Source organism: Streptomyces sp. AMJ-169, from assembly GCF_055597585.1.
Genome location: NZ_JBVLTJ010000005.1, coordinates 188,562 through 209,154, shown reverse-complemented (window position 1 = coordinate 209,154; position 20,593 = coordinate 188,562). Strand labels below are relative to the sequence as shown.

Here is a 20,593-nt window from a genome sequence, read left to right as displayed (position 1 = left end):
GGCCCGGCGCCCCTCAGGTACCTCTAGAACTTGTTCTTCGGGGTGATCCCCAGCGACAGTCCCGAAAGACCCCGCTGCCGTCCCCCCAGCTTCCCCGCGATCCCCCGCAGCGCCGCCCCCGCCGGGCTCTCGGGGTCGCTCAGCACCACCGGCCGCCCCTCGTCCCCGCCCTCCCGCAGCCGCACGTCGATCGGGATCGACCCCAGCACCGGCACCGTCGCCCCCGTGGTCTGCGTCAGGCCGTCGGCGACCGACTGGCCGCCGCCCGTCCCGAACACGTCCACCATCTCCCCGCAGTGCGGACAGGGCAGCCCGGACATGTTCTCCACGACGCCGACGATCTTCTGGTGCGTCTGCACGGCGATCGAACCGGCCCGCTCGGCCACCTCCGCCGCCGCCTGCTGAGGCGTCGTCACCACGAGGATCTCGGCGTTCGGGACGAGCTGCGCGACGGAGATCGCGATGTCACCGGTGCCCGGCGGCAGGTCGAGCAGCAGGACGTCCAGGTCGCCCCAGTACACGTCGGCGAGGAACTGCTGGAGCGCGCGGTGCAGCATCGGGCCGCGCCAGACGACGGGGGCGTTGCCGGGGGTGAACATGCCGATGGAGATGACCTTCACGCCGTGCGCGGACGGCGGCATGATCATGTTCTCGACCTGGGTGGGACGGCCGTCCGCGCCCAGCATGCGCGGCACGCTGTGGCCGTAGATGTCGGCGTCGACGACGCCCACCTTCAGGCCGTCGGCGGCCATCGCGGCGGCCAGGTTGACCGTGACCGAGGACTTGCCGACGCCGCCCTTGCCCGAGGCGACCGCGTAGACGCGGGTCAGGGAGCCGGGCTTGGCGAACGGCACCTCGCGCTCGGCCGTGCCGCCGCGCAGCGCCGCCGCCAGCTCCTTGCGCTGCGCGTCGCTCATGACGTCGAGGGTGACCTCGACGCCGCTCACGCCCTCGACCCGGGAGACCGCGTCCGTCACGCGCCGCGTGATCGTCTCGCGCATCGGGCAGCCGGAGACGGTCAGGTAGACGGTCACCGCGACCGCCCCGTCCGCGCCGATCTCCACCGACTTGACCATCCCGAGTTCCGTGATGGGCCGGTTGATCTCGGGGTCGTTCACCGTCGCCAGTGCCTCGCGCACCGCGTCTTCGCTAGCCATAAGACGATGGTACGGCGCGGTACAACGGCCCCTATACGCCCCTCAGCGGTCGTCTACGTCACGCACAGGTGTCCGTTCCGCCGGGAATAGCACCTGCCCGTCCAGCTCCTTGACGAGGTCCTGCAACTCGGAGCGGATCCAGTCCCGGGTCGCGACCTCGCCGAGGCCGATCCGCAGGGCGGCGATCTCCCGGGTCAGATACTCGGTGTCGGCGATGGAACGCTCGTTCTGCTTGCGGTCCTGCTCCAGGTTGACCCGGTCGCGGTCGTCCTGCCGGTTCTGCGCGAGCAGGATCAGCGGGGCCGCGTAGGACGCCTGGAGGGACAGCACCAGCGTCAGGAAGATGAACGGGTAGTTGTCGAAGCGCAGTGGGGCCGGCGCGAAGATGTTCCACAGCACCCAGACGACGATCACGACCGTCATCCAGACGATGAACCTGCCGGTCCCCAAAAACCGCGCGATCCGCTCCGAGAGCCGCCCGAACGCCTCCGGGTCCCACTCGGGCAGCAGCCGGTGCCGGTGCGGGCGCGGCTGGTCCAGCCTGATCCGCGGCCGGCTCTTCGTCGTGCTCTCAGGCGCCATCGGTGACCGCCTCCTCCCCGAAGTGGAACTCCGTCTCGCGCCAGTCCTCCGGCAGCATGTGGTCCAGGACGTCGTCCACGGTCACCGCGCCCAGCAGCGCCCCCGACTCGTCGACGACGGGCGCCGCGACCATGTCGTACGTCGCGAAGAACCCGGCGACGACCGGCAGCGCCGCGTCCGGGTCCAGGGGCCGCAGGTCGGCGTCGATGATCGAGCCGACCAGGGTGTACGGGGGGTCGCGCAGCAGGCGCTGGAAGTGGACCGTGCCCAGGTACTTGCCGGTCGGCGTCTCGTCCGGCGGGCGGCAGACGTAGACCTGGGCGGCCAGCGCCGGGGAGAGGTCGGGGTTGCGGATGCGGGCCAGGGCCTCGCCGACGGTCGCGTCCGGGCGCAGGACGATCGGCTCGGTCGTCATCAGACCGCCCGCCGTGTGCTCCTCGTACGTCAGCAGGCGGCGCATGTCGGCGGCGTCGTCGGGCTCCATCAGGGACAGCAGGCGTTCCTGGTCGGCCTCGGGGAGCTCGGCGAGGAGGTCGGCGGCGTCGTCGGGGTCCATGGCCTCCAGGACGTCCGCCGCGCGCTCCTCCTTCAGCTTGCCGAGGATCTCGATCTGGTCGTCCTCGGGGAGCTCTTCGAGGACGTCGGCCAGCCGGTCGTCGTCGAGGGCCGCGGCGACCTCCGCGCGGCGCTTGGGGGAGAGGTGGTGCAGGACGTTGGCGAGGTCGGCGGCGCGCAGCTGCTCGAAGGTGGCGAGCAGGTTCTCGGCGCCCTGGCCCTGCTCCTCCAGGGAGACGCCGGTGATCGCCGGCCACTCCACGGTCAGCGTCTCCCCGCGCCGCCGGAAACCCTTGCCGCCCTTGCGGACGAAGACCCGGTCGACCTCCCACTCCCGGCGGGCCGGCAGCTGCTGCACGGCCAGGTCCAGGATGGTGACCTCCTCCCCGGACTCGCCGAGCTTCACGCGCCGGTCCAGCAGCTCCCCGAACACCAGCCGCTCGGTGGGCCGCTGCTCGAACCGGCGCACGTTCAGCACCCCGGTCGACAGCACCTGCCCGGACTGCACCCCGGTCACCCGGGTCATGGGCAGGAAGATCCGCCTGCGGGTGGAGAGTTCGACGACCAGCCCGAGCAGCCGCGGCGGCCGGTTGCCGGCGCGCAGCATGACGACGAGGTCGCGGACGCGGCCGACCTGGTCGCCGTTGGGGTCGAAGACGGCGACGCCGGAGAGGTGGGAGACGAAGATCCGGGGTGAGCCGGCAGCCATCACGGGGGTTCCTTCACAGGGGTCCGGAATATCGGCTCGATGGTCCGGAATGTCGGCTCGGGTGGGCTTCAGGCTAGCCCGTCCCGATCGGATACGCGCTGGTGGGGGCGGCGCGGGCAGCGCGTCCGCCGGGCCCCGCCGGCCCCGGTACGCTGCGGTACGCCGCCCCGTTCCACTCCGCAGAGAGGCAGCCTCGGTGAGCGCTCTTCCCCCGGCCCGGACTCGTATGACAGCGCTGGCGGGGGTGGTGTGCGCGCTCGCCCTCCCCCTCGCGGGCTGCGGCGACGATCCGGACGCGGGCACCAACGGGGTGGGCAAGCTGTCCGCCGCGAAGATCCAGGAGAAGACGAAGGCCGCCGCGTCCGCCGTGGACGCCGTCCGCCTCGCCGGGACCGTCTCCACCAGCGGGCGCACGTACACGCTCGACATGAAGCTCAAGGCCGGCGGCGGCACCGGGTCGGTCAGTTCGCAGGGGACGACGTTCCAGCTGCTGCGGATCGGCGAGGAGCTGTACCTGAAGGCGGGCGCCGGGTTCTGGAAGCACGACGGGGAGGCGAGCGGGGCGGCCGACAAGCTCGACGGCAAGTACGTGAAGGTGCCGGCCGGAGATCCGTCGTACAAGAAGTTCAGCGGCTTCACGGACAAGAACCTCCTTCTGGACGGGCTGCTGACCCTGCACGGGTCACTGGCGAAGAACGGGCATCACGAGCAGGCGGGCGCCCGCACGATCCGGATCAGCGGGGACGAGGGGGCCGGCGGCACCCTCGACGTGGCACTGCACGGCGACCCCTACCCCCTGCGCCTGCAACGCGCGGGCGGCGCGGGCACGCTGACCTTCTCCGCCTGGGGCCAGGACTTCGCCCTCGCGGAGCCGGGGGACTCGGAGACGGTGGACTACGGGAAGCAGCTGCCGGCGTCTTAAAGCGCTTTAAGGGGTTTCCGGGTTCCTTAAAGCGCTTTAAAAGAGCTGGAGCTCTGGGCGGCTAGCGTTTCTTTCTCCTCAGCAGCAGCTTGGGCAGCCCCTCCGGCACCGGACCCCGGGTCGTCGCCGGGCTCGGTACCGGCCGGGCCGCCAAGTCGCCCTCGGGGACCGGCAGCACCTCCCCGGTCGGCTCCAGCCGCAGCACCCGGCACTCCCGCGCCCACCGCAGCGCCATCGCCTCCCCGTCGGGCGCGTTGAGCCGCTTGCCCTTCAGCTCGCCGACGGCGGCGTCGTACGCGTCGGTGCCCGGCTCCAGGCGGACGACGTGCGCGCGCCAGGTCACCAAGTGGACCCCCTTGTCCTTGCTGCGGACCGTCACCTCGGCCTCCGTGTGCTCGGTGAGGCCGGTCAGGGGCTGTTCGCCGGGGCCGTCGCCGACGACGTGGGCGGCGCCCTCGTGCCAGACGTGCCACACGGCCCGCGCGGAGGGGGAGTCCGCCCCGCGGACCCAGATGAGGCCGGACTTCTTGGTGGCCTCTTCCACGAGGGCCTGGTCGGCAGGAGACGTCATGGCGGTCACCCTAATCCCGGGCTCAGAGCCAGCCGTTGCGCTTGAGCGTGCGGTGGATGCCGAAGCAGCTGGCCAGCATCACGCCCATGACCAGCGGGTAGCCGAACCTCCAGTGCAGCTCCGGCATGTGGTCGAAGTTCATCCCGTACAGCCCGCACACCATGGTCGGCACGGCGATGATGGCCGCCCACGAGGTGATCTTCCGCATGTCCTCGTTCTGCGCGACGGACGCCTGCGCGAGGTTGGCCTGGAGGATCGAGTTCAGCAGCTCGTCGAAGCCGACGACCTGCTCCTGCACGCGCGCGAGATGGTCGGCGACGTCCCGGAAGTACTTCTGGATGTCGGGGTCCACCAGCCGCATCGGCCGCTCGCTCAGCAGCTGCATCGGCCGCAGCAGCGGCGACACCGCCCGCTTGAACTCCAGTACCTCGCGCTTGAGTTGGTAGATCCGGCTCGGGTCGGTGCCGCGCGGGGAACCGTTGCGGCCGGGCGAGAAGACCTCGGTCTCGACCTCGTCGATGTCGTCCTGCACGGCGTCCGCGACCGCGACGTACCCGTCGACGACATGGTCGGCGATCGCGTGCAGCACCGCCGAAGGGCCCTTGGCCAGCAGCTCGGGGTCGTCCTGGAGGCGGTGGCGCAGCGCGCGCAGGGAGCCCTGGCCGCCGTGCCGGACGGTGATGAAGAAGTCCTTGCCGGTGAAGCACATGACCTCGCCGGTCTCGACGACCTCACTGTTGGCGTCCAGGCGCTCGTGCGCGTTCTCGACGTAGTGGATCGTCTTGAACACCGTGAACAGGGAGTCGTCGTAGCGCTCCAGCTTGGGCCGCTGGTGGGCCTGCACGGCGTCCTCGACGGCCAGCGGGTGAAGGCCGAACTCGCTGGCGATACCGGCGAATTCGGCCTCGGTCGGCTCGTGCAGACCGATCCAGACGAAGCCGCCGTCCCGGCGCACCTGGCGCATCGCCTCCTGCGGGGTGAGCTGCCGGCCGGCCTGGACGCGGGCCCCGCCGCGGTAGACCGCGCAGTCGACGACCGCCGACGGGGTGCCGGGGTCGCGCGTGGTGTCGTACGGGGCGGTGTCCTTGCGGTGGTCGCGGGACGGGCGGACCACGGCGGCGCGCAGGTCGCGGATCATCGACATGGCAGGGCTCCTTCGCATCGGGGCATGAGCCGCTGCGACGGGTGGAACTGCCCGGAATGGGGACGTCCTGACGTGCGGGATGTTTGGTACGTCCACAAAGCGGGGAGCACCGCACCGTCGCGGTGGAGGACTTCAGACGGGACTTCGGCGGAGCAGGAGGAGGCGAGGTGCTCTTCCGCCGGGAAGACGCGAGAGGTGAAAAGGTGACGTAAGTACGCTTGCGTCAGCGGCGGGAAGAGCGAGTGGTACTGCACGGGTGACTTCGATCCATGACAGCCCCACCTCCTCCGGCCGGTCCCTCGTAAGGGAGTTCCTTCGGCGTCCGGGCTGGAGAAGCGGCTTCTGCACGCTGCCCGTAACGACGCGGCCAGACTATCAGCCGGCCGAAGTGTCAAGGCGCCCCTTTGCCCGGTGCTGACGAGTTCTATGCTCCCGGCATGTCTGAAGTTCTTCCGCTGGTCGAGGCCCGGCTGCGCACGGCTCTGGGCGAGCCGGACGCCCGCGCGGCGATCACTTTCCTGGGCACCGACCGGATAGAGATCCTCCGTTTCGTCGACGCCGACGTCGTCCGCTACGCGACCCTCGGTCTCTCCGCCCACCCCATGACGGACCCCTCGGCTCTCGTCGCCGATCCGGTCGAGGGACCCCGCGCCGAACTGATCGTCTCCGTCCGGCGGGGCGCCGCCGACACCGACAAAGTGCTGCGCCCGCTGGCGGTCCTCGCCGCGTCCCCCCAGGTGGAGGGCGTCGTCATCGCCCCCGGCGGCTCCCTGGACGTCGGCGACCCGCTGTGGCCCGGCGCCCCCTTCACCTCCGTCCTCGTCGCCGAGAGCGGCGGCCTGGTCGAGGACCTGGCGCTGGACCCCCCGCTGGACCCGGTGCGCTTCCTGCCGCTGCTGCCGATGACGCCCAACGAGGCGGCGTGGAAACGGGTGCACGGGGCGCAGGCGCTCCAGGAGCGGTGGCTGGCGAACGGGACGGACCTCCGGGATCCGTCCCGGAGATCCGTCCCGCTGGACTGAGGGGGGTGACGTGAGCAACGTCACCAACGGGGGCCTGTGAAGCCGAAGTTGGCTCAGCTCTAGTTCGCGAACACCGTGACGGAGTCCTCGGTCGCGTGCGCGACTTGGTGGTCCGCCGCCTCGTGCGTGAGCGCGTCCCGCCGTACGACGACCACGACGGCGCCCAGCAGCGCCGTCACCGCCGCCGCGACGAACGGCATGTGGACGTCCGACCACTCCTCGATCTTCGGCGCGAAGTAGGGCGCCGCCGCGGCCGCGAACCAGCGGACGAAGTTGTAGCCCGCGCTCGCCACCGGCCGGGGCGCGTCGGAGACACCGAGGGCCAGCTCTGTGTACACGGTGTTGTTGACGCCGATGAGCGCGCCGGACAGGACCGTGCAGACGACCGCCGTGGTGTGGTCGCCGTAGCCGAGGACCAGGACGTCCGCCGCGAGCAGGACCAGCGAGCCGCCGAGGACCCTCAGCGAGCCGAGGCGGGCCTGGAGGCGCGGGGCGACGACCACGGAGAAGAAGGCGAGCAGGACGCCCCAGGCGAAGAAGACCGCGCCCGACTTGTAGGGCGTCATGTCGAGGACGAACGGGGTGAAGGCCAGGACCGTGAAGAACGTGTAGTTGTAGAAGAACGCCGAGACCGCCGCCGAGGCGAGACCGCCGTGGCCGAGCGCCTTCAGCGGGTCGAGCACCGAGGTCTTCCGCGCGGGCCTCGGCTGCTCCTTCAGGAACGCCGTGACGCACAGGAAGCCGACGGCCATCAGGAACGCCGTGCCGAAGAAGGGGTAGCGCCAGCTGGCGTTGCCGAGCAGCGCGCCCAGCAGCGGCCCGCACGCCATGCCGAGGCCCAGCGCGGACTCGTACAGCAGGATCGCCGCCGCGCTGCCTCCCGCCGCCGCGCCCACGATCACCGCGAGCGCCGTCGAGACGAACAGCGCGTTGCCGAGGCCCCAGCCCGCGCGGTAGCCGACCAGCTCGCCGACCGAGCCGGACGTGCCGGCCAGCGCCGCGAAGACGACGACCAGGGCGAGGCCCAACAGCAGCGTCTTGCGGCCGCCGATCCGGCTGGAGACGAAGCCGGTGAGCAGCATCGCGAACGCCGTGATCAGAAAGTAGGAGGTGAACAGGAGGGAGACCTGTCCGGCGGTCGCGTCGAGGCCCTTCGCGATGGACGGGAGGATCGGGTCGACCAGGCCGATGCCCATGAAGGCGACGACCGAGGCGCCGGCCGTGGCCCAGACGGCTTTGGGCTGGCGGAGGAGGCTGGTAGGGGTGGGTTCCTTCATGGTCCGGTGTCCTCCGGGGGTACCTCGGCTGGTGGTTGTGTTTTACACATATTAAATTAGCGCGGCTAATTAATGCAAGGTGCATCTAGTTTGGGCCGGTGACCTGCGGAGCAACCCCGCCCGGATGGGTGATCGTCGCTTGACGCGGGCGGTCGAGGGTAGGACCGTGGGGCTCTATGAGGGGCGAACCCAGTTGCCCGAAGTGCGGTGGCCGGGTCAGGGCGCCCGGTCTCTTCTCCGATTCCTGGCAGTGCGCCGTCCACGGGACGGTGCATCCGGTCCAGCCCGTGATCCCGCCCAGCGTCGAGGGCCTCGGCGTGGTCGTCCGCCGGACCCAGGTGCCCGTGTGGATGCCGTGGCCGCTGCCGGTCGGCTGGCTGTTCACGGGCGTCGCCTGCGCGGGCGACGACCGCACCGGTGGCCGCGCGACCGCCGTCGCCTGCACCGGCCCCGGCCCGCTCGGCGGGATGGGCGAGCTGATCCTGATCGCCGAGGAACTGGGGGTGGGGCTCGGGGCGCGCTACGCCGGCATTGAAGGACCCGACCCCGGCCCGCGCATGGACGTCGGCAAACCCCCGCAGGCCAAGGTGCTCGCCGCCGGCCGGCCGACCCCGCTGTGGCATGTCGCCGGGGCGCCGGACGACCGCGCGGTGTTCGCGGGGGAGGCGCTCGGGATGTGGGTGTGGGCGGTGGTGTGGCCCGAGCAGTCGGGGCTGCTGCTGTACGACGAGCTGGTGCTGACGGATCTGCGGGACGCGGGGGCGGAGGTGGAGATGGTGCCGTGCGGGGCGTTGTCGCCGAGGTTGCTGTCGCCGTAGGGGGTTGTGTGCGGGGGTGCTGGGCGGCTGGGGTGCTGCGGCGTGTACGGGGGTGCTGGGCGGCCGGGGTGTCACGGCGCCGGGGTGCGGGCGCCGCAGCTGCGGGTGTAGGGGTCGCTTCAGGGGCTGGGGTATGACAATCACACCCTCGCTGTCCCGTATCCTGCGAGGGCCCTCTCGTCCGTCGGGGGTCCCTCGCTCTCCGAGGCCCCCCGGCCCGCCCCGCCGCCTGGAGCCCCCGTGCGCATCGACCTGCACTCCCACTCCACGGCCTCCGACGGCACGGACACCCCCGCCGAACTGGTCCGCAATGCCGCCGGCGCGGGCCTGGACGTCGTCGCCCTCACCGATCACGACACCACCCGCGGCCACGCCGAGGCGATCGCCGCGCTGCCGCCGGGGCTGACGCTGGTCGCCGGGGCCGAGCTGTCCTGTCGTACCGACGGCGTGTCCATGCACATGCTGGCCTACCTCTTCGACGCCGGGGAGCCCGCGCTGCTCGCCGAGCGGGAGCTGGTGCGCGACGACCGGGTGCCGCGGGCCAAGGGGATGGTCGCGAAGCTCCAGGAGCTCGGGGTGGCGGTGACCTGGGAGCAGGTCGCGCGGATCGCGGGTGACGGCTCGGTGGGGCGCCCGCACGTGGCGACCGCGCTGGTCGAGCTGGGCGTCGTACCGACCGTCGGCGACGCCTTCACGCAGGGCTGGCTGGCCGACGGCGGGCGCGCGTACGTCGCGAAGCACGAGACCGACCCCTTCGAGGCGATCCGGCTGGTCAAGGCGGCGGGCGGGGTGACCGTCTTCGCCCACCCGGCCGCCGCCAAGCGCGGGCGCACGGTCCCGGAGTCCACGATCTCCGAACTCGCCGCCGCCGGCCTCGACGGCATCGAGGTGGACCACATGGACCACGACCCCGAGTCACGGACCCGCCTGCGCGCGCTCGCGGCCGAACTGGGGCTGCTGGTGACCGGCTCGTCCGACTACCACGGCAGCCGCAAGACGTGCGTGCTGGGGGAGTGGACGACCGATCCGGAGGTCTACGGGGAACTCGTCCGACGGGCTACGGGGGCGGCGCCGGTGTCGCACGAGCTCTGAGGGCGTTCTTCGAGGGTGCTCTTTGCTTCGAGGGTGCTCCCCTTTGAGGGTGCTCCCTTTTGAAGGGGCGGTCGTCAGCGGTTGAGGTCGAGGACGGGGACGCCCCGTCCCTCGTACGCTTTTGGGGCGACCGTGGCGACCAGCGCGTCCGCGCCCCAGTCGGGCAGATGGCGCACGGCGTGGACGGTGGCCGCCACGCCTGGCGGAACACCGTCCCGGCGCAGCTGGGCGACGGCCAGCATGGCCGGGTAGTCCAGGTCGAGGGTGTGGATGACGTCGAGCTGCCCGATGTGCTCGGCGATGCCAGGGCGCTCGGCGTCGGCTTCGAGGATGGACAGGACCGGAGTCCACAGCCTGGTCTCGGGCTCGGAGTCCGCCCGGTGGATCAGCGCGGAGACCTGGCGGTTGCCTGCGAGGGCCAGCAGCGCGGGGGTGTCGAGGACGAGGTGGTACTGGATCACGCGGCGGCGTCCCGCCTGTTCGCGAACGCCTCACGGATCTTGCGGCCCATCGCCTCGCTCTCCTCGTCGGTCACCTCGACTCCGAAGTGCTCGGCCAGGTAGGCGCGGGTCCGCTCCGCCCGCTCGCGACGCTCCTCGGCCGTGAGGGTCGATTCCGCGAACTCCTGGACCAGCGAACGGATCGACGTACCCCGGGACTCCGCGATGACCGCCAGGCGGTCACGCACCTCGGCGGGCACCCTGATCATGGCATCAGACATGCGGTGAGTATACGTCGTGTTTACGCCCTCCCCTGGAGGGGAGACGCAGAACCCCCGCGCGGCGTCGGCGCCGTACGGGGGTTCTGAAGCATAGAAGTGGCCGGCCTTTATGAGGCCGTGCTGTCGGCCGGACGGATCCACAGCCGCTGCCCTATGGCCGCGGCGTCCTGAACGATCCGGTTGACGGAGGCGGCGTCCACGACGGTGCGGTCGACGGGCGTGCCGTCGATGTCGTCGAGTCGCAGGATTTCGAAGCGCATGGCCTCTCCCTTCGTCTGGTCATCCTCCTGAGGAGAATTACTCGGTTACGTAGGTAGTCAACGGCCCGCGTGTTACGAACATTCCCTACGCTAAAGAAATTTTTCGAACGGCTAACTACCGACCGGTACAGGCCGTTTCAGGAGACTGAACGGGATCGGTTGTGTTCGCAGCGTGACCGCCGGGACAATGGCGGGGATGAACGACGACCTGGCGGCCCTCGCCGCCCGCCTCGACCGTACGAACGACCTGCTCAGACGCATGCTCGCCGAGGTCGCGAAAACGCCCTCGACGCACGCGATCTTCGTCGACGCCGGCTACCTCTACGCCGCCGCGGGCAGACTGATCGCCGGGACCGAGGACCGCCGGGCCTTCGACCTCGACGCCGAAGGCCTCATCGAGGCCCTCATCGACCGCGCCCGCTCGATCTTCGCCGACAGCCGCCTGCTGCGCGTCTACTGGTACGACGGTGCCCGCCGCCGCATCCACACCTCCGAGCAGCAGTCCATCGCCGAACTCCCCGACGTGAAGGTCCGCCTCGGCAACCTCAACGCCAACAACCAGCAGAAGGGCGTCGACTCCCTGATCCGCACCGACCTCGAATCCCTCGCCCGCCACCGCGCGATCAGCGACGCGGCCCTCCTGGGCGGCGACGAGGACCTGGTCTCCGCGGTCGAGGCCGCGCAAGGGTACGGCGCCCGCGTCCACCTCTGGGGCATCGAGGCCCCCGAAGGCCGCAACCAGGCCGAACCGCTCCTCTGGGAGGTCGACAGCCAGCGCACCCTGGACCTCGAGTTCTTCAAGCCGTACGTCTCCCGCCGCACCGTCGCCGCCCCCGAGGAGCGCTCCGGGGCCCGCCCCACGCGCGAGGCCGTCCGTTTCGCCGGCGCCCAGATCGCCGCGAAGTGGCTCGCGGAACGGGGCCGCGACAGCCTCGCGGAACTCCTCCCCGGGCATCCGTACCTGCCCGGGTCCGTCGACCAGGATCTGCTGGTCGAGGCGGAGAACGTGCTCCAGTACTCGCTGCGGGGGCAGGCGGATCTGCGGCGGGCGCTGCGGGACGGGTTCTGGGAGCATGTGCGGACGCAGTACTGAGGGGTGGGGCTCTGAGAGGGCGGGGCTGAAGGGCGAGGCTGAGAGGGCGGGGGCTGAGGGGCCCCGCGGGGGTTCGGGGGCCGGAGTCCTGGGGTTGCCCTTAGGCGGCCTCTCTTGCGTGCTGCGCCCTCTTGGGGGGTGGGCCCTCTTGAGGGTGAGCGCCTCTTACGAGTTCGCGTCCCAGAAGTCCGCCAGCGCCCTTGCCGTCGGCGCCGGCCGCTCCTGGTTCGGCGAGTGCTCCGCCCCGGGTATCACCGTCCGCCGCGCGCCCAGCCGCACCGCCATGTCGTCCAGGAGCGGCACCGGCCACGTGTGGTCGACCGCGCCGGACAGCACGTGCAACGGCAGCGGCACGGCGGCCAGTTCGGCCACCCGGTCCGGCTCCGCGCACAACTGGCGGCCCGTGGCGAGGAGTTGGGCCGGCTTGTGGCTCAGCCAGCGGCCTCGCATCTGCTCCGGGGAGCCGAACCCGCGCGCGGGACCCCCGACTTCCTCCGGCGGCCCCATGCCCTCGATCACCGTCCAGATCTCCGGCATCGACATCACGGCCAGCGCCTCATGCAGCATCCGCACACGCTGCTTCTGATCCGGGGAGATCTCCGCCGGGCCCGAGGACATCAGGGTCAGCGAGCGGAAGGGGGAGGGGTCGAGGAGGACGGCAGCTCGCGCGACCTGGCCGCCGAGGGAGTGTCCCAGGAGGTGCAGTGGCAGTCCGGGGGTGGGCGCTGACTCGGGGGCGGTGGGTGATGCTCCGGGGGCGGCGGGGGACGGCTCGGGTGCGGTGGACGCCGTCCCGGGCGCGATGGGCGACGGCCCGGCCGACGGGTACGACGCCCCCGCGACAACCTCTGCCTGCGCCAGCACATCCTTCGCCAACTCGCCCTGCTCGTACGGCGATTCGTCCTGTGCGGGGCCGTCCGACTCATGCTGACCCCGGCCGTCGACCGCGATCGTCCGGTACCCGCGCGCGGCCAGCGGCCCGTGCAGGAAGTGGAAGTCCTCCTTGCTGCCCGTGAACCCCGGGAGCAGCAGGACGGTGCCCCGCGCGGGGGCGGCCGGGTCGGCGGGCATGTCCACGGTCGCGAAGTCACCCCGCGCGGTGCGCAGCGTGACCGCACGGGCGGCGGGCGGCAGAGGGAAGCTCACGATGCGAGCGTAGACCAGGGCACTGACAGCGGACCGGCCCGGCCCCCGCGTGGGGGACCGGGCCGGTACCGAGGACTTCCGGATCAGCTGATCCGTCTGCCGGGGTCAGCTCTCCGTCGCCGGGTCAGCTTTCCGTGGCCGCGGGCTCCACCGGGGCCGCGGCCTTCTTCGTCGTACGCCGCCTCGGCTTCGCCGCTTCGGGAGCCTCGGCGACCACAGGGGCCTCGGCGCTCTCGGGGGCCGCGGTGGCCTTCTTGGCAGCCGTCTTGCGGGTCCGCTTCGGCTTGACCTCCGCAGCCTCGACCGCTTCGGAAGCGACGGCCTCAGGGGCGACAGCGACCTTCTTGGCGGCCGTCTTCCGGACACGCTTCGGCTTGGCCTCGGCTTCCGCGGCCTCGACGACGGTGCTTTCGGCGGTGTCGACGGCGACCTCGGCTGCGGCCTTCTTGGCGGTGGTCTTGCGGACGCGCTTGGGCTTGGCCTCGGTGGCTGCCTCCACGGCCTCGACGGCTTCCACAGCTGCCTCAGGAGCGGCGGCGACCTTCTTGGCGGCCGTCTTCCGGGTGCGACGCGGCTTGGGCGCCTCCTCGGCGGGGGCTTCCACGACCGGGGCTTCCTCGGCCGGAGCGACCGGAGTCACCTCGGCGGCGACGGCCTTCTTGCGGGTGACCCGCTTCGGCTTGGCCTCGACGGCTTCCGCGGCCTCGACGACAACAGTGCCTTCGGCGGTGTCGACGGCGACCTCAGGAGCGGCCTTCTTGGCGGCCGTCTTGCGGACGCGCTTGGGCTTCACCTCGGCGGCTGCCTCCACGGCCTCGACGGCTTCCACAGCCGCCTCAGGAGCGACGGCAACCTTCTTGGCGGCGGTCTTCCGCGTCCGCCGCGGCTTGGGCACCTCGACGACGGCCTCAACAGGAGCCTCGGCAACCGGGGCCTCAACGACCGGCGCCTCGACAACAGGGGCTTCGGCGACCGGAGCCACCTCCACAGGGGCGGCCTTCTTCCGCGCGGCACGCCGAGGCTTCTCGACCACAGGAGCCTCCACCGCCTCGACGACAGCCACAGCAGCCACCGGCTCCTGCACGACCGCCACCTCGGCCACGACCGGCGCCTGCTCGGCACTCCGGCGCGTACGGGTACGCGTACGGCGGGGCTTCTCCTGGCTCGTCCCCTCAGCCGTGGCCACGGCTGCCTCGGCAGCCGGCGCGGGCTGCTCCACGACCGGCGCCGACGGCGTCGTCACCGCCGCGACGGGAGCGGCCACCGAGTCCTGGCCCGCACCGCGCGTACGACGCCGGCGACGCGGCGTGCGCGCGGACGCCGGAGCGTCCTCGGCCTTCTCAGCGACGGCCGGCTGCTGCACAGGCGCCACACCCTGCTCCAGCGGCGTGCCACCACGCGTACGACGGCGGCGGCGCGGCGTGCGCGGGGAGCGCTCGGCGCTGGTGTCGGCCTGGGGCTGGGGACGCTCACCGCCGCCACGGCGGTCACGGTCACGGTCGCCACGGCCACCACGCCCGCGCGCACGGCCGCCCGGCTCGCCCAGGTCCTCCAGCTCCTCCGCGTCGAGCCCCGCGCGGGTGCGCTCGGAGCGCGGGAGGACGCCCTTCGTACCCGCGGGGATGCCCAGTTCCTCGAAGAGGTGCGGGGACGTGGAGTACGTCTCCGGCGGGTCGTTGAAGTCGAGCTCCAGCGCCTTGTTGATCAGCTGCCAGCGCGGGATGTCGTCCCAGTCGACCAGGGTGATCGCCGTACCCGAGGCACCCGCGCGGCCGGTGCGGCCGATGCGGTGCAGGTACGTCTTCTCGTCCTCGGGGGACTGGTAGTTGATGACATGGGTGACGTTCTCCACGTCGATCCCGCGCGCGGCGACGTCGGTGCACACCAGGACGTCGACCTTGCCGTTGCGGAACGCGCGCAGCGCCTGCTCGCGGGCGCCCTGGCCGAGGTCGCCGTGGACCGCGCCGGAGGCGAAACCGCGCCGCTCCAGCTGCTCGGCGATGTCGGCGGCCGTCCGCTTGGTGCGGCAGAAGACCATCGCCAGCGCGCGGCCCTCGGCCTGGAGGATGCGCGAGACCAGCTCGGGCTTGTCCATGGAGTGCGCGCGGTACACGTACTGCGCGATGTTCGCGACGGTCGCGCCCTCGTCGTCCGGCGCGGTCGCGCGGATGTGCGTGGGCTGTGACATGTACCGGCGGGCCAGGCCGATGACGGCGCCCGGCATGGTCGCCGAGAACAGCATCGTCTGACGCCGCGCCGGCAGCATGTCCATGATCTTCTCGACGTCGGGCAGGAAGCCCAGGTCGAGCATCTCGTCGGCCTCGTCGAGGACCAGGCACTTCACGTGCTTGAGGTCGAGCTTCTTCTGCCCCGCGAGGTCGAGCAGCCGCCCAGGGGTGCCGACGACGACGTCGACGCCCTTCCTGAGGGCCTCGACCTGGGGCTCGTACGCGCGACCGCCGTAGATCGCCGTCACGCGCACGTTGCGGACCTTGCCGGCCGTCAGCAGGTCGTTGGTGACCTGCGTGCACAGCTCGCGCGTGGGGACCACCACGAGGGCCTGCGGGGCGTCCGTGAGGGCCTCTGGGGCGGCGCGGCCGGCCTCGACGTCGGCGGGGACGGTCACGCGCTCCAGGAGCGGCAGGCCGAAGCCGAGGGTCTTGCCCGTGCCGGTCTTGGCCTGGCCGATGATGTCCGTGCCGCTGAGCGCGACAGGGAGCGTCATTTCCTGGATGGGGAAGGGGGAGATGATGCCGACGGCCTCAAGGGCCTCGGCGGTCTCGGGAAGGATTCCGAGATCTCTGAACGTCGTAGTCAGGGTGCTGCCTCTTCTGTGTACGCGGTGCGAGGCGAGCGCGAGGGTCTGGGACGGACCGTCCGGGGGACGTCGGCTGTCTCACGGTCTACCCGGTGAGGGGGTGGCCGTGGACATCGGGACCTCTGCCGACGCTCTAGCGCTCGTACCGCTGAGGGTTCCCCTTGGCTGCCGTACGCGATGTGCCGCAGGAGCCATGAGGGCTGTCAGGTCGGAGCCGATCGGGCCAGCGACCGGGCATCCTCATACGTGCGGCCTGTCGAGGCACGGGGCGGTACCAGCAGGCGCATTACCACCATACCCCGGAATCGTGCACATGTGATGGCCGATTCGGTCACGTTGTGGCCGTCACAGGGAACGATCAGGGATCGACCCTGACAACCCTCAGGGACGGAACGGGAGTTGAGTCGGGGTCGTCTCGGGGTGGCGCACCCGGTGTCACCAACCGTGGCCGGTAGCTGACCTGCTGTGCCGCCCGCCACCGGCGCCGGGCTTCCGCCGTACGGTCGGCGGACTATTGTGCGTTTCATGACGACGCCTGACCACGCCGCTGAGGTTTCCGAGTCCGCCGATCCCGCCGAGTCGCCCCAGAGCCCCGAGCCCACCGGGATCGCCGCCCAGGACTGGGACCAGGCCGCCGCCGAACCGCAGTACCGCGCGGCCGTCGTCGACCTCCTCGGCGCGCTCGCGTACGGCGAACTCGCGGCCTTCGAGCGGCTCGCCGAGGACGCCAAGCTGGCACCCACCCTCGGCGACAAGGCGGAGCTGGCGAAGATGGCGTCGGCCGAGTTCCACCACTTCGAGCGGCTGCGCGACCGCCTCACCGAGATCGGCGCCGAGCCCACCGAGGCCATGGAGCCCTTCGTCGCCGCCCTGGACGGCTTCCACCGCCAGACCGCCCCCTCGGACTGGCCGGAGGGCCTCGTCAAGGCGTACGTCGGCGACTCGATCGCCAGCGACTTCTACCGCGAGGTCGCCGCCCGCCTCGACACCGACACCCGCGCGCTGGTCCTCGCCGTCCTCGACGACACCGGGCACGCCGGGTTCGCCGTCGAACGCGTACGGGCCGCCATCGACGCCGACCCGCGCGTGGGCGGACGCCTCGCCCTATGGGCACGCCGCCTCATGGGGGAGGCCCTGTCGCAGTCCCAGAGGGTCGTCGCCGAACGCGACGCCCTGTCGACGATGCTCGTGGGCGGGGTCGCCGACGGGTTCGACCTCGCCGAGGTGGGACGGATGTTCACGCGCATCACGGAGGCGCACACCAAGAGGATGGCCGCGCTGGGGTTGGCGGCTTAAAGCTGCTTAAGGGGTCGCTGTTTGAGGGGCTGCTGTCTAAGGGGTTGCTTTAGGGGGCTGCTTTGGAGGGGCTGCTTTGGAGGGGCTCAGGCCGGGATCGATCGTCGGCGCAGCCGGCCTTCCCGGCGGCCCGCCTCCTGGCGCAGCAGCAGCGACACCGAGGCGGCGCCCAGCGCGGCGGCACCCAGGAGGCTCGGGAGGATCGCGCCGGAGCCCAGCGCGGTGTGGGTGACGAAGTCCCCGAAGAGGGCGCCCGCCGTGCCGGTGGCCAGGACCAGGGCGGTGGCCGGGAGGCGGTCCGGGAAACGACGGAGGGCCACCCAGGCGAGCGCCAGGCCGAGCACGGCGGAGGCGAGCACTTCGAAGATCATGTCGGGTCCTCCCGCAGGGCCGGGCCGTGCACCAAGGTCGACTCCGTCATACCCGTGACCTGCGCGGAACAATCCTCACCTGTGCGCATCTTGTGCTCCGTCCGTGAAGACGCCGAAGCGCCCCAGGGACGCCGCCGAGGGCCCCGGCCGGCGCACGGCGAAGGGCCCGGCAGCCGTCGTACGACAGCTCCCGGGCCCTTCGTGAACGGCTCTCTACAGTGCGCCGAAGCCCACCTTGCGCGGGGCCGCCTCGCCCAGCTCCACGTACGCCAGGCGGTCCGAGGGGACCAGGACCCGGCGGCCGTGCTCGTCCACCAGGCTCAGCAGCTTCGACTGGCCCGACAGCGCGTCGGACACGGCCTGCTCGACCTCCTCGGCGCTCTGGGCGCTCTCCAGAACGATCTCGCGGGGCGCGTGCTGCACGCCGATCTTGACCTCCACGGCTATGTCCCTCCGACGGTCATGAAGTGCGCGGTTCCGCGCCGTACGCTGCACACATTAGCCCGGGGAGGCGACCCGCACGGAGCGGGCCGTCCACGCCAGGAGCGAACACCGCGCGGGAACAAAAACGGTCAGTGCTGATCGATGCCGTGCAGCGGGAACCCGGCGATACCGCGCCACGCCAGCGACGCCAGCAGATGCACCGCCTGGTCGCGCGGCACACTGCGGTCGCTGTGCAGCCAGGAACGCGCCACGACCTGCGCGAGCCCGCCGAGCCCTGAGGCCAGCAGCATCGACTCCGCGCGGGAGAGGCCCGTGTCCTCCGCGATGATGTCGCAGATCGCCTCGGCGCACTCGGTGGTGACCTTGTCGACCCGCTCGCGCACGGCGGGCTCGTTCGTCAGGTCCGACTCGAAGACCAGCCGGAAGGCGCCGCCGTCGTCCTCGACGTACGCGAAGTACGCGTCCATGGTCGCGCGCACGCGCTGCTTGTTGTCCGTCGTCGACGCCAGCGCCGTGCGCACCGACTGGATCAGCGACTCGCAGTGCTGGTCCAGGAGCGCCAGGTAGAGGTCGAGCTTGCCCGGGAAGTGCTGGTAGAGCACCGGCTTGCTGACCCCGGCGCGCTCGGCGATGTCGTCCATGGCCGCCGCGTGGTAGCCCTGCGCGACGAAGACTTCCTGGGCGGCGCCCAGCAACTGGTTGCGTCGGGCCCGGCGCGGCAGGCGGGTGCCCCGCGGGCGCGCCGCATCAGTCTGCTCGATGGCTGTCACGCCGCCTCCCAAGATCGTCCACTTGCGGTGTTGCCATCCGCGCGGACATCGTACTTTTCGGTAACCGTGGTGTGCGCGGTGCGAGCGCAGAATTTCACGGACCGGGCGGCGGGGAAAGCCGCTCCTGGGGCACCGGGGGTGGTTTGGGGTGATGCGTAGTGGGTAGACAGTGGCTTTTTTTCGCGCGTCCGTCCGTAGAGCGCTCCCGCGCGCGGGGGGTTTGTGTGCGGTGGCTGTCCTAAGGGTGCTGTTTGGGGGTGCTGTCGCGCCGGCGGTCCGGTTAGCGGTAGTCGTCCTCGTCGAGCGCGACCACGCGTGCCTGTTCCGCGAGGTCGGCCTCGTTCGCCGCAGTGGTGTCGGCGTCCTCCAGGGAGTCGTCCTCGTCCGGGGCGAGCGAGGTCCGTTGCTCCGCCGCGTCGTTCTCGGGGGCCTCCACGTCGGCCTCCGAGGCGCCTAGCGCGTCCTGGCCGAAGGTTTCAGGGTCGGTGGGGTCGATTGCCATGAGGGGCTCCCTTCAGGCTGTCCCTGCCGCTCCGCTTGATTCGAGCGTAGGAGACGGGCTTGGCGGATGCCATGTCGGCGGGGGAGGGGGGCTGTGCGGGGCGTTCGGGGGTGTTTCCGGAGGGGGTGCCGGTGGTGTCGGTGCTGGGCTTCTGGAGGGGCGCTGGAGGTGCCGGTGGGGGGCTTCGGGAGGATCGCTGGAGGGGGCGATGCAGGGCTTCGGGAGGGGCGTCGGGAGGCTCCGGGTAGCCCGTGGGGGGTCTGTGACACCGAACACGTGAACCACGGTGTGATCGTCTCGTAACATTGCCGCATGTCTTCGACCGAGCTGCCAACTCCGTCCCCCGCCAACGCCTTTCCGGAGGCGCTGCCCGCCCGGGTCGCGCAGGGTGAGCGGCTGCGGTCGGTCAGACTGCCCGGTGTGACACTCACGGTCCGCTCCCGCCCGCCCGCGCGCGAGGGCCTGCCTCCGGCCCTGTACGTCCACGGCCTCGGCGGTTCCTCGCAGAACTGGTCGGCGTTGATGCGGCAGTTGGAGGGCGACGTCGACGGCGAGGCCCTCGACCTGCCCGGCTTCGGCGACTCCCCGCCCCCGGACGACGGCAACTACTCGGTCTCCGCGCACGCGCGCGCGGTGATCCACCTCCTGGACTCCTCGGGACGCGGCCCCGTCCACCTCTTCGGCAACTCCCTCGGCGGCGCGGTCTCCACGCGCGTGGCGGCCGTACGACCCGACCTCGTACGCACCCTCACCCTGATCTCACCCGCCCTGCCCGAACTCCGCGTCCAGCGCACCGCCGTCCCCACCGGCCTGCTCGCCGCCCCCGGCATGGCCGCGCTGCTCAGCAGGGCTGGCCGCGACCGGACGGCGGAGGACCAGGTCCGGGGCGTCATGGCGCTCTGCTACGGCGATCCCGCGCGCGTGACCCCCGACGACTTCCGCGCGGCCGTCGACGAAATGGAACGCCGACTGCGGCTGCCGTACTTCTGGGACGCGCTGACCCGCTCCGCGCGCGGGATCGTCAACTCCTACACACTCGGCGGCCAGCACAACATGTGGCGCCAGGCCGCCCGCGTCCTCGCCCCCACCTTGCTTGTCTACGGCGGCCGGGACCAGCTCGTCGGCTACCGCATGGCCCCCAAGGCCGCGCGCACCTTCCGCGACGCCCGCCTGGTCTCCCTGCCCGACGCCGGGCACGTCGCGATGATGGAGTACCCGGAGGCCGTCGCCGCCGCCGTCCGCGAACTGCTCTCCTCGACGTCCACCGCCGACGCGGGGAGCTGAGCCGCAGTGGGACGACACAGCCGCCGCGGCCCCACCCCG

22 protein-coding genes are annotated in these 20,593 nt (G+C 71.7%); 7 read left to right on the top strand and 15 right to left on the bottom strand.

What is annotated here, in order from left to right; all coding sequences use genetic code 11:
- Positions 1–23: 23 nt before the first annotated feature.
- Genes ACYUD3_RS14250 through ACYUD3_RS14240 form a run of 3 tightly spaced genes read right to left on the bottom strand, consistent with a single transcriptional unit; the run spans position 24 to position 3,003 of the window.
- On the bottom strand, positions 24–1,157 hold the full coding sequence (locus ACYUD3_RS14250; RefSeq protein ID WP_470968939.1) for an Mrp/NBP35 family ATP-binding protein: 1,134 nt from the start codon (positions 1,155–1,157) through the stop codon (positions 24–26).
- A gap of 42 nt (positions 1,158–1,199) precedes the next feature.
- On the bottom strand, positions 1,200–1,739 hold the full coding sequence (locus ACYUD3_RS14245) for a DUF1003 domain-containing protein (RefSeq protein WP_470968936.1): 540 nt from the start codon (positions 1,737–1,739) through the stop codon (positions 1,200–1,202).
- Positions 1,729–3,003: a magnesium transporter MgtE N-terminal domain-containing protein gene (locus ACYUD3_RS14240; RefSeq protein WP_470968933.1), complete on the bottom strand. Its 1,275-nt coding sequence runs from the start codon at positions 3,001–3,003 to the stop codon at positions 1,729–1,731. Before ACYUD3_RS14240 ends, ACYUD3_RS14245 begins: the two co-directional genes overlap by 11 nt.
- Before the next feature lie 226 nt (positions 3,004–3,229).
- Here ACYUD3_RS14240 and ACYUD3_RS14235 point away from each other — a divergent pair, with 226 nt between their 5' ends.
- Positions 3,230–3,925, top strand: a complete 696-nt coding sequence (locus ACYUD3_RS14235; protein WP_470968930.1) for a hypothetical protein — start codon at positions 3,230–3,232, stop codon at positions 3,923–3,925.
- A 61-nt stretch (positions 3,926–3,986) separates the two neighbouring features.
- On the opposite strand, the gene ACYUD3_RS14230 is transcribed toward ACYUD3_RS14235, so the two are convergent.
- A complete protein-coding gene (locus tag ACYUD3_RS14230) occupies positions 3,987–4,496 on the bottom strand; it encodes a hypothetical protein (RefSeq protein ID WP_470968927.1) in 510 nt (169 codons plus the stop codon).
- Between the two features lie 22 nt (positions 4,497–4,518).
- Positions 4,519–5,640 (bottom strand): magnesium and cobalt transport protein CorA, encoded by a 1,122-nt coding sequence (locus tag ACYUD3_RS14225; RefSeq protein WP_470968924.1) that lies wholly within the window; start codon positions 5,638–5,640, stop codon positions 4,519–4,521.
- Between the two features lie 437 nt (positions 5,641–6,077).
- Here ACYUD3_RS14225 and ACYUD3_RS14220 point away from each other — a divergent pair, with 437 nt between their 5' ends.
- Entirely contained in the window at positions 6,078–6,662 is a 585-nt protein-coding gene (locus tag ACYUD3_RS14220; RefSeq protein WP_470968921.1) for a suppressor of fused domain protein, read from the top strand.
- Positions 6,663–6,721: 59 nt separating this feature from the next.
- On the opposite strand, the gene ACYUD3_RS14215 is transcribed toward ACYUD3_RS14220, so the two are convergent.
- Entirely contained in the window at positions 6,722–7,939 is a 1,218-nt protein-coding gene (locus ACYUD3_RS14215; protein WP_470968918.1) for an MFS transporter, read from the bottom strand.
- A 176-nt stretch (positions 7,940–8,115) separates the two neighbouring features.
- Here ACYUD3_RS14215 and ACYUD3_RS14210 point away from each other — a divergent pair, with 176 nt between their 5' ends.
- Entirely contained in the window at positions 8,116–8,757 is a 642-nt protein-coding gene (locus tag ACYUD3_RS14210; protein WP_470968915.1) for a DUF6758 family protein, read from the top strand.
- Positions 8,758–8,997: 240 nt separating this feature from the next.
- Positions 8,998–9,849, top strand: coding sequence for a PHP domain-containing protein (locus tag ACYUD3_RS14205; protein ID WP_470968913.1), 852 nt, complete (start codon positions 8,998–9,000; stop codon positions 9,847–9,849).
- 74 nt (positions 9,850–9,923) lie between these two features.
- Here ACYUD3_RS14205 and ACYUD3_RS14200 read toward each other — a convergent pair whose 3' ends face one another.
- The 3 genes from ACYUD3_RS14200 to ACYUD3_RS14190 form a co-directional block, all read right to left on the bottom strand.
- Positions 9,924–10,310: a PIN domain-containing protein gene (locus ACYUD3_RS14200; protein WP_470968910.1), complete on the bottom strand. Its 387-nt coding sequence runs from the start codon at positions 10,308–10,310 to the stop codon at positions 9,924–9,926.
- On the bottom strand, positions 10,307–10,570 hold the full coding sequence (locus tag ACYUD3_RS14195; protein ID WP_470968907.1) for a hypothetical protein: 264 nt from the start codon (positions 10,568–10,570) through the stop codon (positions 10,307–10,309). Before ACYUD3_RS14195 ends, ACYUD3_RS14200 begins: the two co-directional genes overlap by 4 nt.
- 107 nt (positions 10,571–10,677) lie before the next feature.
- On the bottom strand, positions 10,678–10,830 hold the full coding sequence (locus ACYUD3_RS14190; protein WP_470968905.1) for a hypothetical protein: 153 nt from the start codon (positions 10,828–10,830) through the stop codon (positions 10,678–10,680).
- Positions 10,831–11,026: 196 nt separating this feature from the next.
- Here ACYUD3_RS14190 and ACYUD3_RS14185 point away from each other — a divergent pair, with 196 nt between their 5' ends.
- Positions 11,027–11,923: an NYN domain-containing protein gene (locus ACYUD3_RS14185; RefSeq protein WP_470968903.1), complete on the top strand. Its 897-nt coding sequence runs from the start codon at positions 11,027–11,029 to the stop codon at positions 11,921–11,923.
- Between the two features lie 165 nt (positions 11,924–12,088).
- On the opposite strand, the gene ACYUD3_RS14180 is transcribed toward ACYUD3_RS14185, so the two are convergent.
- The gene (locus tag ACYUD3_RS14180; protein WP_470968900.1) at positions 12,089–13,069 is read right to left on the bottom strand and encodes an alpha/beta fold hydrolase; all 981 of its coding nucleotides are present in this window, start codon (positions 13,067–13,069) and stop codon (positions 12,089–12,091) included.
- A gap of 124 nt (positions 13,070–13,193) precedes the next feature.
- Positions 13,194–15,794 (bottom strand): DEAD/DEAH box helicase, encoded by a 2,601-nt coding sequence (locus ACYUD3_RS14175; protein ID WP_470968898.1) that lies wholly within the window; start codon positions 15,792–15,794, stop codon positions 13,194–13,196.
- A gap of 609 nt (positions 15,795–16,403) precedes the next feature.
- Between ACYUD3_RS14175 and ACYUD3_RS14170 the strand changes: the two genes are divergently transcribed.
- Positions 16,404–17,183 (top strand): ferritin-like fold-containing protein, encoded by a 780-nt coding sequence (locus ACYUD3_RS14170; RefSeq protein WP_470968895.1) that lies wholly within the window; start codon positions 16,404–16,406, stop codon positions 17,181–17,183.
- A gap of 86 nt (positions 17,184–17,269) precedes the next feature.
- On the opposite strand, the gene ACYUD3_RS14165 is transcribed toward ACYUD3_RS14170, so the two are convergent.
- The 4 genes from ACYUD3_RS14165 to ACYUD3_RS14150 form a co-directional block, all read right to left on the bottom strand.
- Positions 17,270–17,554 carry a hypothetical protein gene (locus tag ACYUD3_RS14165; protein WP_470968893.1) on the bottom strand — a complete coding sequence of 95 codons (285 nt, stop codon included), beginning with the start codon at positions 17,552–17,554 and terminating at the stop codon, positions 17,270–17,272.
- Between the two features lie 213 nt (positions 17,555–17,767).
- A complete protein-coding gene (locus ACYUD3_RS14160; protein WP_470968891.1) occupies positions 17,768–17,995 on the bottom strand; it encodes a DUF3107 domain-containing protein in 228 nt (75 codons plus the stop codon).
- Between the two features lie 131 nt (positions 17,996–18,126).
- Positions 18,127–18,768 carry a TetR/AcrR family transcriptional regulator gene (locus tag ACYUD3_RS14155; protein WP_470968890.1) on the bottom strand — a complete coding sequence of 214 codons (642 nt, stop codon included), beginning with the start codon at positions 18,766–18,768 and terminating at the stop codon, positions 18,127–18,129.
- 280 nt (positions 18,769–19,048) lie between these two features.
- Positions 19,049–19,270: a hypothetical protein gene (locus ACYUD3_RS14150; RefSeq protein WP_470968888.1), complete on the bottom strand. Its 222-nt coding sequence runs from the start codon at positions 19,268–19,270 to the stop codon at positions 19,049–19,051.
- 312 nt (positions 19,271–19,582) lie between these two features.
- On the opposite strand from ACYUD3_RS14150, the gene ACYUD3_RS14145 reads away from it, so the two are divergent.
- Complete coding sequence (locus ACYUD3_RS14145; RefSeq protein ID WP_470968886.1) at positions 19,583–20,554, top strand: alpha/beta fold hydrolase; 972 nt, start codon at positions 19,583–19,585, stop codon at positions 20,552–20,554.
- The last annotated feature ends 39 nt before the right edge of the window (positions 20,555–20,593 follow it).